Origin of the sequence: Brachybacterium atlanticum (assembly GCF_025669985.1) — a bacterium.
GTDB classification, from domain to species: domain Bacteria; phylum Actinomycetota; class Actinomycetes; order Actinomycetales; family Dermabacteraceae; genus Brachybacterium; species Brachybacterium conglomeratum.
The window spans coordinates 26529-42209 of record NZ_JAKJJW010000015.1 but is presented as its reverse complement, the minus strand read 5'-3'; the positions used below and the strand labels follow the sequence as shown (position 1 = coordinate 42209).

Genomic DNA, 15681 nt, shown 5'->3' with positions numbered 1-15681 from the left:
GCCCCGCCCCGCCTTCCCGCGGCGCGGGGCACGGCCGTTAGGCTGGGGCGATGGACATGCAGACCGTCGCCCCGCAGGACGTGCCCGAGGGTGCGCATCTCATCGACGTGCGCGAGCAGGCCGAATGGGATGCCGGGCACGCCCCCACCGCCCAGCACCTCCCGGCGAGCACGCTCCTGCAGCACCTCGAGCAGCTCCCGGAGACGGACGAGGACCTGTACATCGTCTGCCGCAGCGGCGGACGCTCCTTCCAGGTCGCGCAGTGGCTGAACGCCAACGGGTTCGACGCGATCAACGTCGGCGGGGGCATGGACCAGTGGTTCGAGTCCGGGCTGCCGATAGAGTCCGACGGCGAGGGCGAGGCCTTCATCCTCTGAGGCGCCTCCCTCAGAGCGGCAGCACGTCCTTCAGCAGCGCGTAGCCCACGAACGCGGCCACGTCGAGGAGGGTGTGCGCCACGACCAGCGGCATCGTCCGACGGGTGCGTCGGTACCACTCGCCGAGCACCAGCCCCATCACCAGGTTCGCGAGCCCCGGACCCACCCCCTGGTAGGTGTGGTACGCGCCGCGCAGCAGGGCGGAGGCGAGCAGGATCCGACTCGGCGACCAGCCGAGCCGTTCGAGGCGCTGGTAGAGGTAGCCGACCACGATCACCTCCTCGAGCAGCGCGTTCTTCAGCGCGTGGAGGATCAGCACCGGAGTGGTCCACCAGTGGGTCGCGAGCGCCGCCGGGATCACCTCCACGGTCGCGCCCAGCGCCCGACCCAGGTAGTAGACGGCCAGGCCCGGCACCCCGATCGCGGCGGTGAGCAGCAGCCCGTGGCCCAGGTCCCGCAGCGGCCTGGCGAGGTCCAGGCCGAGGTCGCCGAGCGCCTGGCGCAGCGAGCCCGCGGTCGCGGCCAGCAGCAGCACCACCAGCGCGACCGGCACCAGGGCGAAGACGATCGAGAGCAGCTGGTACATCAGGTCCAGCCACGCGTCCTCCCGCAGCGAGGAGTTCAGCGAGGTCGACTGACCGGAGAGGGGGCCGGCGGCGAGGGCCTGGGCCAGCGCGATCAGCGAGTACACGGCGCTGCGCCCCAGCGAGAGCGCCAGCACGATGAGCACCTCGGCGCGCAGCCAGGCCGGGCTCGGTCTCCACGTCTCCACGCGCACATGCTCTCACCCCGGCTCCGTGCCAGACTCGATCCCATGACTGCCTCGCATCCCGCTGCCCGCACCTCCCGTCCCGTCGTCCTGGTCACGGGCGCGAACCGGGGGATCGGCCGCGCCGTCGCGCACGAGCTGGCCGCCGACCACCACCTGCTGCTGGGCGGGCGGGACGAGCAGGCGCTCGCCGCGCTCGCCGCGGAGCTCCCGTCGGCCGAGCCCGTCGTCGCCGAGCTCACCGACCCCGCCGATCTCGACCGGGCGCTGACCGGCCTCGCCCTCGAGGAAGGACTCGCTGGCCTCGTCCACTCCGCGGGGATCCTGGTGAACGGCTCCATCGAGGAGCTGACGCCCGCGGACTGGGAGCGGAACTTCGCGGTCAACGTCACCGCCGTCTCGGAGCTGACCCGGCGCCTGCTTCCCGCGCTGCGCGCGGCGCGCGGCACCGTCGTCGCCGTGAACTCGGGCTCCGGCTACGCCGCGAAGGGGGACCGCGGCGCCTACTCCGCCTCGAAGTTCGCGCTGCGCGCCTGGGCCGACGCGCTGCGCGAGGAGGAGCTCGCCGCGGGCGTGCGGGTCAGCTCGGTCCACCCCGGACGGGTCGACACCGACATGCAGCACGAGCTGCGCGCCGCCGAGCAGGGCGCCTACCAGGCCGAGCAGTACCTGCGCCCCACCACGGTCGCCGCGGCGATCGGCTTCGTGCTGCGCGCCCCGGAGGACGCGGTGGTGACGAGCCTGGACCTGCGCCCCCGCGCGATCGGCTGACCCGGCGCGGCCGACGGGCCGGCCCGACCCGGGCCCCGTCCGCCGGAACCAGGACGACCCCTCCTGCTCGCCCGAGCAGGAGGGGTCGTCGGCCGTGCGGGGCGCGTCAGCCGCGCTGGTCGTCCAGGTGGCCGACGAGCTTCGCGGCGAGGCCCACGTAGGTCTGCGGGGTCAGGGCCAGCAGCCGCTCCTGCTCCGCCTCGGGCAGGCCGAGCGAGGAGATGAACTCGCGCATCCCCTCCCCGTCCACGCGGTGGCCGCGGGTGAGGTCCTTCAGCCGCTCGTAAGGGTTGTCCAGGCCCTCGTGGCCCTGCACGCCCAGGGTGCGCATCACGGACTGCACCGCCTCGCCGAGCACCTCCCAGTTGCCCTCGAGGTCCGCGGCCATCGCGTCGGCGTCGACGTCCAGGCCCGCCAGGCCCTTGCGGATGTTCGCGATCGCCAGCAGCGAGTGGCCGAGCGCCGGGCCGACGTTGCGCTGCGTGGTCGAGTCGGTGAGGTCGCGCTGCAGGCGCGAGGTGACCAGGGTCTGGGAGAGCACGTCCAGCAGAGCGCCGGAGACCTCGAGGTTCGCCTCCGCGTTCTCGAAGCGGATGGGGTTGACCTTGTGGGGCATGGTCGAGGAGCCGGTGCCGCCCTGCGCGGACAGGCGCTGGCGGAAGTAGCCCAGCGAGATGTAGGTCCACACGTCGGTGGCGAGGTTGTGCAGGATCCGGCCGGCGCGGGCGATGTCGGCGTAGACCTCGGCCTGCCAGTCGTGGGACTCGATCTGCGTGGTCAGGGGGTTCCAGGTCAGGCCCAGGTGCTCCACGAAGGTGCGCGCGATGCGCTCCCAGTCCGCGCCCGGCACGGACACGGCGTGCGCGGCGTAGGTGCCGGTCGCGCCGTTGATCTTGCCCAGCATCTGGTTCGCGGGGATGCGGCGGGCCTGGCGGCCCAGGCGGTGCGCGAAGACCGCCATCTCCTTGCCGAGGGTGGTGGGGGTCGCGGCCTGGCCGTGGGTGCGCGAGAGCATCGGCACCTCGGCGGTCTCGCGGGCGAGGGCCTCGAGGTCGCCGATCAGTGCCTCGAAGGCGGGCAGCCACACCTCGTGCACGGCCCCGCGGATCATCAGCGCGTAGGCGAGGTTGTTGACGTCCTCACTGGTGCAGTAGATGTGCACGACCTCGGCGAGCGGCTCGAGGGAGGTGCCGGCCAGGCGGCGCTTGATGTAGTACTCGATCGCCTTGACGTCGTGGACGGTCTCCCGCTCGATCTCGGCGTGCTCGGCGATGCCGTCGGCGCCGAAGTCCTCCGGGATCGCGCGCAGCAGCGCCCGCTCCTCATCGGTCAGGGTGCGCAGACCGGGGATCACCTCGCCGTCCAGCAGGTGGATCATCCACTCGGTCTCCACCACCAGGCGGGAGCGGTTCAGCGCCGCCTCGGACAGGTGGTCGACCAGCGGTGCGACCTGGCCGCGGTAGCGACCGTCGAGCGGGGTGAGGGCGATCGGGGGAGTGATGTCCGCGAAGGAGTGAGCCATGACGGGCATTCTCCCAGAATCGCGCGCACCCGCGCCGTCGGGGCCGACGGGCGGGCGCGGGGGGCAGCGCGGATGCGCGGGCGTCGGCTCAGGGCCGACGGCGCCGGGGGCGCGCCGGGAGGCCGAGAGTCCCTCCGGCGCGGTGAGGGGTCAGGCCCGCTCGACGTCGCGCTCGCCGACGCCGGTGACGGCCTCGACGATCGCCGAGAGGATCCCGATGATCACGCCCGCCAGCAGCGCCCACCAGAAGGAGTCGAACTCGAGGGTCAGGCCCACGAGCCCCGACACCCAGCTCGCGAGCAGCAGCATGAGCGTGTTGATCACCAGCTGGAACAGCCCCAGCGTCAGGCAGGTGATGGGGAAGGCCAGGAACGACAGCAGCGGCTTCACGATGGTGTTGATCAGCGCGAGGATCAGCGCGATCGCGCCGATCGTGAGGACCTGGGTGAGCAGGGTCGCCGAGTCGTCGCCCAGATGCATGCCGGGCAGGATCAGGGCCGTGACCCACAGCGCGAGGCCGGTGACGATGATGTGTCCGAGGAATCTCATGGGGCTATTGTCCTCGCGGGACGCTGTGCACGCATGGGGGAAAGCCCCTGGATGTCGGGGTGGGGACGCCCTCGGACTCCGCCGCGCCGGTGACGACGTCCGGCATACCCTGGACGGCATGTCCGACCCCGCAGCTCGACTCGACCAGCCCGCAGAGACGATCCGTCTTCGTCCCGCGCTCGAGAACCTGCCCGCCTACGTGGCCGGGAAGCCCGCGGCCGACGACGGGATCCATCGCTTCAAGGTCTCCTCGAACGAGTCGCACCTGCCGCCGATCCCCTCGGTGCGCGATGCCGCGGTCGCCGCGATGGAGTCCTCGAACCGCTACCCCGACGCCTCGGCGCAGCAGCTGCGCGCCGCGCTCGGACAGAAGCACGGCGTGGACCCGGCGCAGATCGCCCTGTCCACCGGCGCCGTCGCGGTCACCGGCGACCTCGTGCGCGCCGTCGTCGGCGAGAGGGACGAGGTCGTGTACGCCTGGCGCTCCTTCGAGGCCTACCCGATCCTCGTCGGCTCCCACGGCGGCACCCCCGTGCCGGTGCCGCTGACCGCGGAGGGCGAGCACGACCTCGAGGCGATGGCCGCGGCGGTCACCGAGCGCACCCGCCTGGTGCTGCTGTGCACCCCGAACAACCCCACCGGCCCCTCGCTCTCCACCGAGCAGGTCGAGGACTTCCTCGCCCGCGTCCCCGAGGACGTGGTGGTCGCGATCGACGAGGCCTACCGCGAGTTCCACGACCCCGCGACCGTGCTCGGCACCGCCGGGATCTTCCGCCGCCACGGCAACGTGGTGCTGCTGCGCACCTTCTCGAAGCTCCAGGGCCTGGCCGGGCTGCGCATCGGCTACGCCGTCGCCCATCCGCGGCTCGCCCGGGCGCTCGGCCAGGTCACCGTGCCCTTCGGTGCGGGAGCCCCCGCCCAGGCCGCGGCCCTCGCCTCGCTCGCCCCCGAGGCGGCCGAGGCGCTCGAGCGCCGCGCGGAGCAGGTCCGCTCCGAGCGCTCGCGGGTGATGGCCGGACTGCGCGAGCAGGGCTGGGAGCTGCCCGCGAGCCAGGGCAACTTCGTCTACTTCCCGCTCGGGAAGCGCACGAGCGAGTTCGCCGAGTTCGCCGACGCACGTGGCCTCGTGCTGCGCGCCTACGGCACCGACGGGGTGCGCGCCACCATCGCGGAGGAGGAGGCGAACGATCGCCTGCTCGCCATCGCGAAGGAGTGGCTCGCGGGCTGAGCCGCCGCCGGGCGCGCGGGACCGGCCGCACGGCGCCCGGCAGGTCTGCCGGGCGGGCGGAGCCTCAGGCGCCGACGGGCTCCGCGGCCGGGACGACGTGCCCGAACCACGGCATGGACGCGAGATCCGTGGTCCGGACGATCACCGCGCCGAGCGGGAGCATCGACGCGGCGATCCCGAGAGAGCCGGCGGCATCGGCGGCATATGCCAGGCAGCGGCGCTTCGCGAGGGGGTGCATGTCCCTCAGCGAAGCACCGCCACGACCCGGCGGTAAGGGGATTCCTCGGTGACCTGCGGGTCACCCCAGTGGGGCTCCCAGGCTGCGGGTCACCGCACGAAGGCGTCGGCCTCCCCGGTCATCCCGATCCTCTCGGCGACGTAGTCGATGTCCTTGTCGCCGCGCCCGGAGAGGTTCACCAGCAGGTGCTCCTCATGGCCCATCGTCGGCGCGATCCGGATCGCATGGGCGAGGGCGTGCGCGGACTCGAGCGCGGGGATGATCCCCTCGGTGCGGCTGAGCAGGCGGAAGGCATCGAGCACCGCCTCGTCTCCCTCGCGCACGTACTCGACCCGGCCCAGCTCCCGCAGATGCACGTGCTGCGGCCCGACGCCGGGGTAGTCCAGGCCCGAGGCGATCGAGTGGACCTCGCCGGGCTCGCCGTCCTCGTCCTGCAGGACGAGGGTCTCCATCCCGTGCAGCATGCCGGGGCGGCCGAAGCTCATCGTCGCGGCGTGGCGGCCCGGCTCGTCGCCCTGCCCGCCGGGCTCGACACCGATCAGCCGCACCTCCTCGTCCTCGAGATAGGCGGTGAAGGCGCCGATCGCGTTGGAGCCGCCGCCCACGCAGGCGATCACCGCGCCCGGCAGGCGGCCGTGCGCGGCGAGGTGCTGGGCACGGGACTCGCGGCCCACGACGGACTGGAAGTCGCGCACCATGTCCGGGAAGGGCGCCGGACCCACCACGGACCCGATCGCGAAGAGGTAGCGCTCGGGATCCGCGGCGTAGACGGCGAAGGCGGAGTCGACCGCCTCCTTCAGGGTGGCCTGGCCCGTCTCCACCGCGACCACCTTCGCGCCCAGCAGGCGCATGCGCACCACGTTCGGGCGCTGCTTGGCGACGTCGACCGCGCCCATGTGGATCTCGCACTCCAGGCCGACGAGCGCCGCGGCGGTCGCGAGCGCGACCCCGTGCTGGCCCGCCCCGGTCTCGGCGATCAGGGTGCGCTTGCCCATCCGCTTCGCCAGCAGCGCCTCGCCGATCGTGTGGTTGATCTTGTGGGCGCCGGTGTGGTTGAGGTCCTCGCGCTTGAGCAGGATCCGGGCCCCTCCGAGCTGGTCGGAGAGCCGGTCGGCGCTCGTGATCGGGGAAGGGCGGCCGACGACCTCGCGCAGCAGGCGCGAGTACTCCGCGAAGAACTCCTCGTCGTGCCGGGCCTCCTCGTAGGCGGCGGCGACCTTCGCCATCGGCTCCGCGAGCGGCGGCGGCAGGATCGCGCCGCCGTGGTCGCCGAAGCGACCGCCGGTGTTCCCGGCGAAGGCAGCGGAGCGGGGGAGCGCCGCGGCCTCGGCGAGGGTGCGCGGGGCGGGAGCCCCGTCGACGGCGGGGACGACGGGTGCGGTGGTGCTGGTCATGGGAATCTCCTGCGATCGGGCCCGGACCGGGAGGCTCGCAGACAGGGGAAGCCGCCCGGGTGACGGGCGGCTTCGGTGTCAGCGCATGCGACAGGGGACCGCCCTCAGGCGGCCCACCAGCTGATCGTCGCGATGCGCATCGCGGCACCATAGCCCAGCCCGGGTCGTGCTGCGCGGCACGTCCGGCCGGCGACCCAGGACCGGCCGACGGACGCCCCCGGTGATGCGGGGGAGGGGTGGACATCACTACCGGTCCCGCGGTCGCCGCCGATAGTCTTGAGAGCGGTCGGGCCCCTGCCGCTGCGGGACGGGCGCCCGAGGCGTCCGGTCCGACTGCCCTCGCCCCGCACCTGATCGCACGAAGGACCTCATGACCGCCCGCGCCGTCCCTGTCCCCGCCGCCGCCCTCGGCGGCCCCCGCGCCTACGGGGTCTGGATCGCGGCGGTGACGGCCTACTCGATCGCGGTGCTGCAGCGCACCACGATGGGCGTCGCCGGGCTCGAGGCCGCGGACCGCTTCGGGGCCTCGGCGACCATCGTGTCGACCTTCGTGGTGCTCCAGCTCGGCGTCTACGCCCTCGCCCAGATCCCCGCCGGCGTGCTGCTGGACCGCTACGGCTCCCGCATCACCCTCACCTCCGGCGCCGTGCTGATGGCGCTCGGCCAGGTGCTCATGTCCCAGACCGAGACCGTGGGCGTGGCGATGATCGCCCGCATCGTGCTCGGCGCGGGCGATGCGCTGACCTTCGCGAGCGCGATCCGGCTGATCCCGGCCTGGTTCCCGCCCGGGCGCGTGCCGCTGCTGACCCAGCTCACCGGCATCCTCGGCCAGGTCGGGCAGATCCTCTCCGCCGTCCCCTTCGTGGCCGTGCTGAGCGTGGCCGGCTGGACGCCCGCCTTCTCCTCCGCCGCGGCGCTCAGCGCGATCGCCGCGGTGCTGGTGCTGCTCGTCGTCCGCGCGACGCCGCCGGGGATGTCGCGGCCGACGGTGAAGCAGGACCTCCGACGGATCCCCGTGGTGCTGGGGCGGATCGTGCGCCACCCCTCGACGCAGCTGGGCTTCTTCACCCACTTCACGGCCGGGTTCCCCGGCATCGCGTTCTCGATGATGTGGGGCTACCCGTATCTCACCGCCGGGGAGGGGCTCAGCCGTCCCGCCGCCTCCGCGGTGATGACCGTGCTGGTGGTCGTCGCGATCGTCGGCGGCCCGCTGATCGGCGCGCTCACCCAGCGTCACCCGCTGCGCCGCTCCACCCTGGTGCTGCTGATCGTCGCCACGATCGTGGTGCCCCTGCTGGCGCTGGTGCTCTGGCCGGGCCCCGCCCCGATGTGGCTGCTGATCGTGCTGGTCTCGGGCTTCTCGATCGGCGGCCCCGCGAGCTCCGTCGGCTTCGACTTCCCCCGCACCGATCTCGCCCGGCACCGGCTCGGCACCGCGACGGGCGCTGTGATCATGGGCGGCTTCATCGGCGCCCTCGTCGCGATCCTCCTGATCGGCGTGGTGCTGGACCTGCTGCGCCCCGACGGGGACTACGACCTGGCCTCCTTCCGCCTCGCCTTCGCCGTTCAGCTCCCGCTGCTCGCGATCGGCGTCGCGGGAATGCTGATCACCCGCCGCAACCTGCGTCGTCGCATGGCTGCGCAAGGCCGCGAGGTCCCGCCCTGGCGGCACGTCTGGCGCTCCGGCCGCTGGCGCCGCCTCTGAGCCGCGGGGCCGCCGCAGGGCCGACGCCGGCCGGCTCGTCGGCCGCGCCCCCGCGCCGGGCTTGCCGCCGCCCCCGCCGTGCCGTAGCGTTCCTCCCAACACTTACTTTCAAGGAGGAAATATGTCGTTCACGCTGGGCATCGTCGGGATCGGCCAGTTCGGGTCCCACTTCGCGGAGCTCTTCGCCGCCCATCCCGACATCGACGCGCTCTACGCCGTCGACTCCGTTGCCGAGCGGATCGACGCCGTCGAGGCGCGCGGGGTCGCCTTCGCCGGCCGGTTCGAGACCCTCGAGGACCTGCTCGCCTCCGACGTCGACGCGGTCGCGATCTTCACCCAGCGCTGGACCCACGGGCAGCATGCCCTGGCCGCCCTGCGCGCCGGCAAGCACGTCTACTCCGCGGTGCCGATGGCCATCGAGGAGGACGAGATCCGCCAGATCGCCGAGGAGGTGCAGCGCACGGGACTCGTCTACATGATGGGCGAGACCAGCCAGTACAACGCCGCCGTCGTCCTCGCCCGGCGCATCCACCGCTCCGGCGCGTTCGGCGAGGTGTTCTACGCCGAGGGCGACTACGTCCACGACATGGACCTCGGCTTCTACGACGCCTACAGGTACTCCGGCGGCGAGCAGTGGAAGTCCACCGCCTCCTACCCGCCCCTGCTCTACCCCACCCACTCCATCGGCGGCATCCTCGGCGTGCTGGGGGAGCGGCACGCCGTCTCCGTCTCGGCGCTGGGACGGCCAGACACCCGCGGCGACGGGGTCTTCGACAAGGACGTCTCGATGTTCGGCAACGACGTCTCCAACGCCTTCGCCCTGTTCGGGATGGACAACGGCGGCGCCTTCCGCACCAATGAGCTGCGCCGCGTGGGCTACCCCTCCCACAGGCGCGAGAGCCGCTTCCGCTACTTCGGCGAGGCCTCCTCCTTCGAGGAGACCATCGACGTCACCTACTGGCACGACAAGAAGGACGTGCTCGAGGTGACGGACCTGATCCGCACCGACCGCACCATGAGCCTGGACGACCCGCGGCTCGCGGACGTCTCGCCCACCCTGCGCGACGCCTTCGTCGCCGGCGCCTCCCGCGCCCACCACCAGGAGCGCCTGCCCGGGGAGTTCCAGGGCATGCCCAACGGGCATGAGGGCGCCCACCACTTCCTCGTCGACGACTTCGCCCGCGCCGTCGTCGGCGGCCACCAGCCCGTGGTCAACGCGTGGCAGGCCGCCCGCTACACGCTGCCCGGCGTCATCGCCCACCAGTCGATGAACCGCGGCGGCGAGCGGCTCGAGATCCACGACCTCGGCGACTGCCCGCTGCCCGTGGTCGACCTCGACGCGGACCAGGAGGCGCTGGACCCGCAGGCGCTCGCCGCTGCGGTCGGGGTGGTCCCCGAGGCCGTCGGCGCCTGACCGTCCGGTCCCGCCCGGCTCCTCTTGCTCGCCCCGGCCGTTCGACGAGACGTTCCCGAGACGTGGAGCGGCGGGGGCGCTGCGGCGTGCCGGACCGCCCGGGGCGCGAGGTCCCTCGCTCTCGCGATCTGGGAGCTTCGGGGCGTTCACGCCGCGGTCCCCCGCGAGCTCGAGGAGGCCGCCTGCCTCGACGGCGCCTCCTGTCTGCGCATGTTCCGCCCCGGTCCGACGGGCCCTCGCCGAGGGCATGACCGCCGACGCCGTGAAAGGCTGAGGCGTGACCAGCATCCCCGCCGGCCCCGGCGCCCGGCTCCGCTACGACGCCGACGTGCTCGGCGTGCTCATGGCCCCCTTCACCGGCACCGCCGTGCCGGGCTGGCTCGGCCACGCGCTCGACGGCGGCCTCGCCTCGGTGATCCTCTTCGGGCACAACACCCCCAACGCCGCGACCGCCCGCGACCTCGCCCGCGCGCTCCACGCCCGGGCCGAGCACTGCGTGGTCGCGATCGATGAGGAGGGCGGGGACGTCACCCGCCTCCAGTCCGCGACCGGCTCCGGCCTGCCGACGGCCAGGGCGCTCGGCGCGATAGACGACCCCGAGCTCACCCGGCGGGCGGGGCGCGCCCTCGGCGACCTGCTCGCCGCCTGCGACCTCGACCTGGACCTCGCTCCCGTGCTGGACGTGTCCACCGATCCCGCGAACCCGGTGATCGGCACGCGCGCCTACGGGGACGAGCCCAACCGGGTCGCCCTGCACGCCCGCGCCTTCGCGGCCGGGCTGATCGACGCCGGGCTCGGCACCTGCGCGAAGCACTTCCCCGGCCACGGCGCGACCTCCGCCGACTCGCACACCGCGCTCCCGCGGATCGACCTCGGACCGGCGGAGTTCGAGCGCGAGCACCTGGCGCCCTGGCGGATTGCACCGTGGCTCGACTCGGTGATGACCGCGCACGTGCTGGTCCCCGCGCTCGGCGAGGGGCCTGCCTCGATCTCGCCCTGGGCGCGGCCGCTGCTGGACCGCGCAGTGGGCGGCACCTTCCACGGCCTGGTCATCACCGACGCGCTCGACATGGCGGCCGTCGCCGAGGACCCCGGCTGTGGGGAGGCGGCCGTCCGCGCGATCGAGGCGGGCGCCGACCTGCTGTGCCTGGGCACCTCCCTGCGCCGGGATGACGAGCGGATGCTCCGCGAGGCGCACGATGCGCTCCTCGACGCGGTCGAGACGGGGCGACTCCCGCGCGTCGTGCTCCGCGAGCGTGCCGAGCGCACCCGTGAGCGCCTGCGCAGTCTGCGCACCCGGCGCCGCTTCGTCCCCGCCCCCGAGATCGAGGACGCCCTCGCCGGTCTCGAACGACTCGGGGCCGCGGCGGCCGCCCGCGCGGTCAGCTCCCGCCACGGCCACGCCCGCCTCGACGGGCGGCCCGCCGTCGTGCTCGACCTTCGCCACCGGGCCCAGCACACCTCCGGAGCCCGCACCCAGCAACTGGTCGCGGCGCTGCGCGAACGGGGGATCGACGCCGCGGAGCCCCCGGAGCTCGACGGCCCCGAGCAGCATCGGCACCCGGAGCGGTCTGCGCCTCCCGCGGGCCCGCGGCTCCCGGCGCGGCGCGCCCAGGACGACCCGACCGCGCAGCTGCTCGCGGTGACCCGTCTGCCCCGCAGCGACGCCGAGGAGGGACGCCGCCTGGCCGCCCTGCTCGCCGCTCGGCCGGACACGATCGTGGTCCACACCGGGGTGCCCGACGCCGCCCCCGACCACCGCCTGATCGTCCTCGCCCACGGCGCCGGCCGCACCATGATGCGCGCCGCCGTGGACCTGCTCCTCGACGGCGCGGACCGCGGCGGGAGAGCAGGATGAAGGCGCTGGGGATGATGTCCGGCACGAGCCCGGACGCGATCGACGCCCTCGCGCTCGCCGCCGCGCTGCCGGAGGCGGGGGAGGGGGCGCTGCGCCGCACCCGCGCCGCACCGGGCTCCCGGCGGCGGTGACGGACGGCTCCTTGGAACTTACGGCACCGTAGGTTACGCTCGCCCCCGTGAGCGTCTTCCGATCCACGATCCCCGACGTCGCGGCCGAGGAGCCGATGGTCCAGCTCCTGGGGCCCGACGGCACCCGCACCCCGCACGAGCAGCTCGACGCCGTGCTCGAGGAGGCGGGGCTCGCCACCCCCGAGCGGCTGCGCGGCTACTACCGCGACATGGTGATGATCCGCGCCGCGGACCTCGAGGCGACGAGCCTGCAGCGCCAGGGCCAGCTCGGCCTGTGGGCGAGCGCGCTCGGGCAGGAGGCCGCGCAGATCGGGGCCGGCCACGCCTCCCGCGAGCAGGACTATCTCGTGCCCACCTATCGCGAGCACGGCGTCGCCTGGGCCCGCGGCATCGAGCCGTGGCGCCTGCTGGAGATGTTCCGCGGCATCAGCCACGGCGGCTGGGACCCCAACGAGCTGCGCACCCACCCCTACATGATCGTGCTCGGCTCCCAGGCCCCGCACGCGGTCGGCTATGCGATGGGGCTGCAGCGCGACGGCGTCGTCGGCACCGGAGACAGCGCCACCGACACCGCGGTCCTCGCCCTCTTCGGCGACGGCGCCTCGAGCGAGGGGGAGGTCTCGGAGTCCTTCACCTTCGCCGCCTCCTTCCAGGCCCCCGTCGTCTTCTACACGCAGAACAACCAGTGGGCGATCTCCGTGCCCACCTCCGTCCAGACCCGCGTCCCCCTCGCCCAGCGCTCCCGCGGCTGGGGCATCCCCTCGGTGCGCGTGGACGGCAACGACGTCCTGGCGGTGCTCGGCGCCGTGCGCACCGCCCTGGACTCGGCCCGCGCGGGGGAGGGGCCGGTCTTCGTCGAGGCCCTCACCTACCGCATGGCCGCGCACACCACCAGCGACGACGCCTCCCGCTACCGGCCGGCCGCGGAGGAGCAGGAATGGGCGGAGAAGGATCCGATCCTGCGCCTGCGCCGCCACCTCGAGCAGCTCGGCGAGATCGACGAGGCCTTCGTCGCCCGCTGCGACGAGGAGGCGCACGACCTCGCGATGCAGCTCCACCACCACATCCACGGCATGGAGGACCCCGACCCGGTGCGCATGTTCGACCACCCCTACGCCGAGCCCCACCCGATCGTCGACGCCGAGCGCGAGGAGTACCTCGCCTACGTCGCCCAGTTCGAGGACGAGGAGGGGACGAGCGAATGAGCACCTCCACCCCTTCCACCACGACCCTCCCGATCGCGAAGGCCATCACCGCGGGGCTGCGTGACGCGATGACCGCCGACGACAAGGTCCTGCTGATGGGCGAGGACATCGGCGTGCTCGGCGGCGTCTTCCGCGTCACCGACGGGCTCCACGCCGAGTTCGGCTCCCAGCGCGTGGTCGACACCCCGCTCGCGGAGGCCGGGATCGTCGGCACCGCCGTGGGCCTGGCCGTGCGCGGCTACCGGCCCGTCGTCGAGATCCAGTTCGACGGATTCGTCTTCCCCGCCTTCAACCAGATCACCACCCAGGTCGCGAAGATGCACAACCGCACCTCCGGCCGGGTGAACATGCCGATGGTGATCCGGATCCCGCACGGCGGCGGCATCGGCGCGGTCGAGCACCACTCCGAGAGTCCCGAGGCGCTCTTCGCCCACACCGCGGGCCTGCGGATCCTCGCCCCCTCCACCGCGCAGGACGCGTACTGGATGACCCGCCAGGCGATCGAGTCCGAGGATCCCGTGATCATGCTCGAGCCCAAGCGGCGCTACTGGGTCAAGGGCGACGTCGACCCCGACCACCGCCCCGAGCTCTCGCCCTGGCAGGCGCAGGTGGTGCGCCCCGGCACCGACGCGACGGTGCTCGCCTGGGGGCCGAGCATGCCCGTCGTCCTCGAGAGCGCCGAGGCCGCCGCGGCCGACGGCCTCGACCTCGAGGTGATCGACGCCCGCTCCCTCGCCCCCGTCGACTACCCCACGATCGCGGACTCGGTGCGACGCACCGGGCGCCTGCTGATCGTCCACGAGGCCCCCGTGCTCGGCGGGCTCGGCGGCGAGATCGCCGCCCGCATCTCCGAGCAGTGCTTCTACCACCTCGAGGCGCCGGTGCTGCGCGTGGGCGGCTACCACCTGCCCTATCCGCCCTCCCGCATGGAGCACGCCTATCTCCCCGACCTCGACCGGGTGCTGGACGGCGTGGACCGTCTGCTCGAGCACTGACCCGCGCGCCCGCCGCGTGAAAGGATCACGACCATGAACGCCTCCTCGATCGTCACGATCGCCCTCACCGATCCCGGCGAGGGCCTCACCGAGGCCGAGATCCTCGAGATCAAGGTCGCCGTCGGCGACCGCCTGGAGATCAACGACCCCGTCGTCGAGGTCGAGACCGCCAAGAGCGCCGTCGAGCTGCCCAGCCACGTCGCCGGCACCGTCGTCGAGATCCTCGTCGCCGTCGGCGAGGAGGTGCCCGTCGGCGCCCCGCTGATGCGCGTGGACACCACCGGCGGGGCCGTCCCGTCCCCGGCCCCCGCCGCGGCGGCAGAGGCGGACCCGTCGGCCGCCGAGCTCTCCGCCCAGGCGACGGAGCAGGCCGCCGAGCAGGCCCAGGGGCAGGCGGAACAGCCCGTCGCCCCGAGCGAGGGCGAGGGCGCGCCGGCTGCGCAGGAGCCGAAGAACCTCGTCGGCTACGGGGAGTGGGCCACGGGCACGCGCCGCCGCCGACGCCGGGCCCAGCCCGCGCAGCCCGCCGCGGAGCAGCAGGTCCCCATCGACCGGATCCTCGCCAAGCCGCCGGTGCGCAAGCTCGCCCGCGACCTCGGGATCGCGCTGCACGACGTGCTCGCCACCGGCCCCGAGGGCACCGTCACCCGGCAGGACGTGCTCAACGCCCAGCAGCGCTCCTACGGCGCGGAGCCCGCCGCTCACGACGGCGCCGGTGCGTACTTCCCCGAAGAGTCCCCGCAGGCGCCCGAGCACCTCGGCGACGTCATGAAGACCACCCGTGACCAGCCCTTCTCCGGCGTCACGAGCGATGAGCGCACCACCCGCGTCCCGATCCGCTCGGTCCGCAAGCGCACCGCCGAGGCGATGGTGGCCTCCGCCTTCACCGCCCCGCACGTCACGGTGTTCAACGAGATCGACATGACCGGCGTCACGCGGATCGTCTCCCAGCTGCGCGCCTCGCGCGAATGGGCCGACGTGAAGGTCAGCCCCCTGGCCGTGATCGCGAAGGCGCTGCTGGTCGCGATCCGCCGCAATCCCGAGGTCAACGCCTCCTGGGACGAGGACGCCCAGGAGATCGTCTACAAGCACTACGTCAACCTCGGCATCGCCGCTGCGACCCCGCGCGGCCTCATCGTCCCGAACCTGAAGGACGCGCACCTGATGACGCTGCGGGAGCTCGCCGAGGGGATCGGGGAGCTCGCCCGCACCGCGAGGGCCGGGCGCACCTCCCTGCGCGACACCCGCGAGGGCACCATCACCATCACCAACTACGGCGTCTTCGACATCGACTCCGGCACCCCGATCCTGAACCCGGGGGAGTCCGCCATCCTCGGCGTCGGCGCGATCAAGGAGAAGCCGTGGGTGGTGGACGGGCGGATCGAGCCGCGCCGGGTCGCGACCCTCTCGCTGAGCTTCGACCACCGCCTGATCGACGGGGCGCTCGGCGCGGAGCTGCTGCGCGACGTCTCCGCCGTGCTCGAGGACCCCTCCCTGGGCCTGGTCTGGGGCTGAGAGGCGAGGG

14 protein-coding genes and 1 pseudogene are annotated in these 15681 nt (G+C 73.6%); 10 read left to right on the top strand and 5 right to left on the bottom strand.

All coding sequences use genetic code 11. The features are described from left to right. The first annotated feature begins 50 nt into the window (after nucleotides 1-50). Entirely contained in the window at nucleotides 51-377 is a 327-nt protein-coding gene (locus L3K22_RS09210; RefSeq protein ID WP_263311116.1) for a rhodanese-like domain-containing protein, read from the top strand. A 10-nt stretch (nucleotides 378-387) separates the two neighbouring features. Here the strand turns inward: L3K22_RS09210 and L3K22_RS09205 are convergent, their stop codons facing one another. Next, the gene (locus tag L3K22_RS09205; RefSeq protein ID WP_263311115.1) at nucleotides 388-1155 is read right to left on the bottom strand and encodes a CPBP family intramembrane glutamic endopeptidase; all 768 of its coding nucleotides are present in this window, start codon (nucleotides 1153-1155) and stop codon (nucleotides 388-390) included. A gap of 36 nt (nucleotides 1156-1191) precedes the next feature. On the opposite strand from L3K22_RS09205, the gene L3K22_RS09200 reads away from it, so the two are divergent. Beyond that, entirely contained in the window at nucleotides 1192-1917 is a 726-nt protein-coding gene (locus tag L3K22_RS09200) for an SDR family oxidoreductase (protein ID WP_263311114.1), read from the top strand. A 106-nt stretch (nucleotides 1918-2023) separates the two neighbouring features. Here the strand turns inward: L3K22_RS09200 and purB are convergent, their stop codons facing one another. Then, a complete protein-coding gene (gene purB, locus L3K22_RS09195) occupies nucleotides 2024-3439 on the bottom strand; it encodes an adenylosuccinate lyase (RefSeq protein ID WP_263311113.1) in 1416 nt (471 codons plus the stop codon). A 150-nt stretch (nucleotides 3440-3589) separates the two neighbouring features. Further along, nucleotides 3590-3988: a phage holin family protein gene (locus L3K22_RS09190; protein ID WP_263311112.1), complete on the bottom strand. Its 399-nt coding sequence runs from the start codon at nucleotides 3986-3988 to the stop codon at nucleotides 3590-3592. Between the two features lie 118 nt (nucleotides 3989-4106). On the opposite strand from L3K22_RS09190, the gene L3K22_RS09185 reads away from it, so the two are divergent. Continuing rightward, nucleotides 4107-5216, top strand: coding sequence for a histidinol-phosphate transaminase (locus L3K22_RS09185; RefSeq protein ID WP_263311111.1), 1110 nt, complete (start codon nucleotides 4107-4109; stop codon nucleotides 5214-5216). Between the two features lie 64 nt (nucleotides 5217-5280). Here L3K22_RS09185 and L3K22_RS09180 read toward each other — a convergent pair whose 3' ends face one another. Together L3K22_RS09180 and trpB are read right to left on the bottom strand one after the other, a co-directional pair. Next, nucleotides 5281-5454, bottom strand: a complete 174-nt coding sequence (locus L3K22_RS09180) for a hypothetical protein (protein ID WP_263311110.1) — start codon at nucleotides 5452-5454, stop codon at nucleotides 5281-5283. 89 nt (nucleotides 5455-5543) lie between these two features. Then, complete coding sequence (gene trpB / locus L3K22_RS09175) at nucleotides 5544-6848, bottom strand: tryptophan synthase subunit beta (RefSeq protein ID WP_263311109.1); 1305 nt, start codon at nucleotides 6846-6848, stop codon at nucleotides 5544-5546. A 370-nt stretch (nucleotides 6849-7218) separates the two neighbouring features. On the opposite strand from trpB, the gene L3K22_RS09170 reads away from it, so the two are divergent. From L3K22_RS09170 to L3K22_RS09145, 7 genes and pseudogenes are all read left to right on the top strand, one after another. Further along, on the top strand, nucleotides 7219-8553 hold the full coding sequence (locus L3K22_RS09170) for an MFS transporter (protein ID WP_263311108.1): 1335 nt from the start codon (nucleotides 7219-7221) through the stop codon (nucleotides 8551-8553). A 121-nt stretch (nucleotides 8554-8674) separates the two neighbouring features. After that, nucleotides 8675-9967, top strand: a complete 1293-nt coding sequence (locus L3K22_RS09165) for a Gfo/Idh/MocA family protein (protein WP_263311107.1) — start codon at nucleotides 8675-8677, stop codon at nucleotides 9965-9967. Between the two features lie 105 nt (nucleotides 9968-10072). Then, nucleotides 10073-10186: pseudogene (locus L3K22_RS16735) on the top strand (carbohydrate ABC transporter permease); the annotation flags it as partial. 58 nt (nucleotides 10187-10244) lie between these two features. Further along, on the top strand, nucleotides 10245-11825 hold the full coding sequence (locus L3K22_RS09160; RefSeq protein ID WP_263311106.1) for a glycoside hydrolase family 3 N-terminal domain-containing protein: 1581 nt from the start codon (nucleotides 10245-10247) through the stop codon (nucleotides 11823-11825). Between the two features lie 226 nt (nucleotides 11826-12051). Then, the gene (locus tag L3K22_RS09155; RefSeq protein WP_263311156.1) at nucleotides 12052-13161 is read left to right on the top strand and encodes a thiamine pyrophosphate-dependent dehydrogenase E1 component subunit alpha; all 1110 of its coding nucleotides are present in this window, start codon (nucleotides 12052-12054) and stop codon (nucleotides 13159-13161) included. Beyond that, nucleotides 13158-14156: an alpha-ketoacid dehydrogenase subunit beta gene (locus L3K22_RS09150; RefSeq protein WP_263311105.1), complete on the top strand. Its 999-nt coding sequence runs from the start codon at nucleotides 13158-13160 to the stop codon at nucleotides 14154-14156. Before L3K22_RS09155 ends, L3K22_RS09150 begins: the two co-directional genes overlap by 4 nt. Nucleotides 14157-14189: 33 nt before the next feature. After that, complete coding sequence (locus L3K22_RS09145) at nucleotides 14190-15671, top strand: dihydrolipoamide acetyltransferase family protein (RefSeq protein WP_263311104.1); 1482 nt, start codon at nucleotides 14190-14192, stop codon at nucleotides 15669-15671. Nucleotides 15672-15681: the final 10 nt, after the last annotated feature.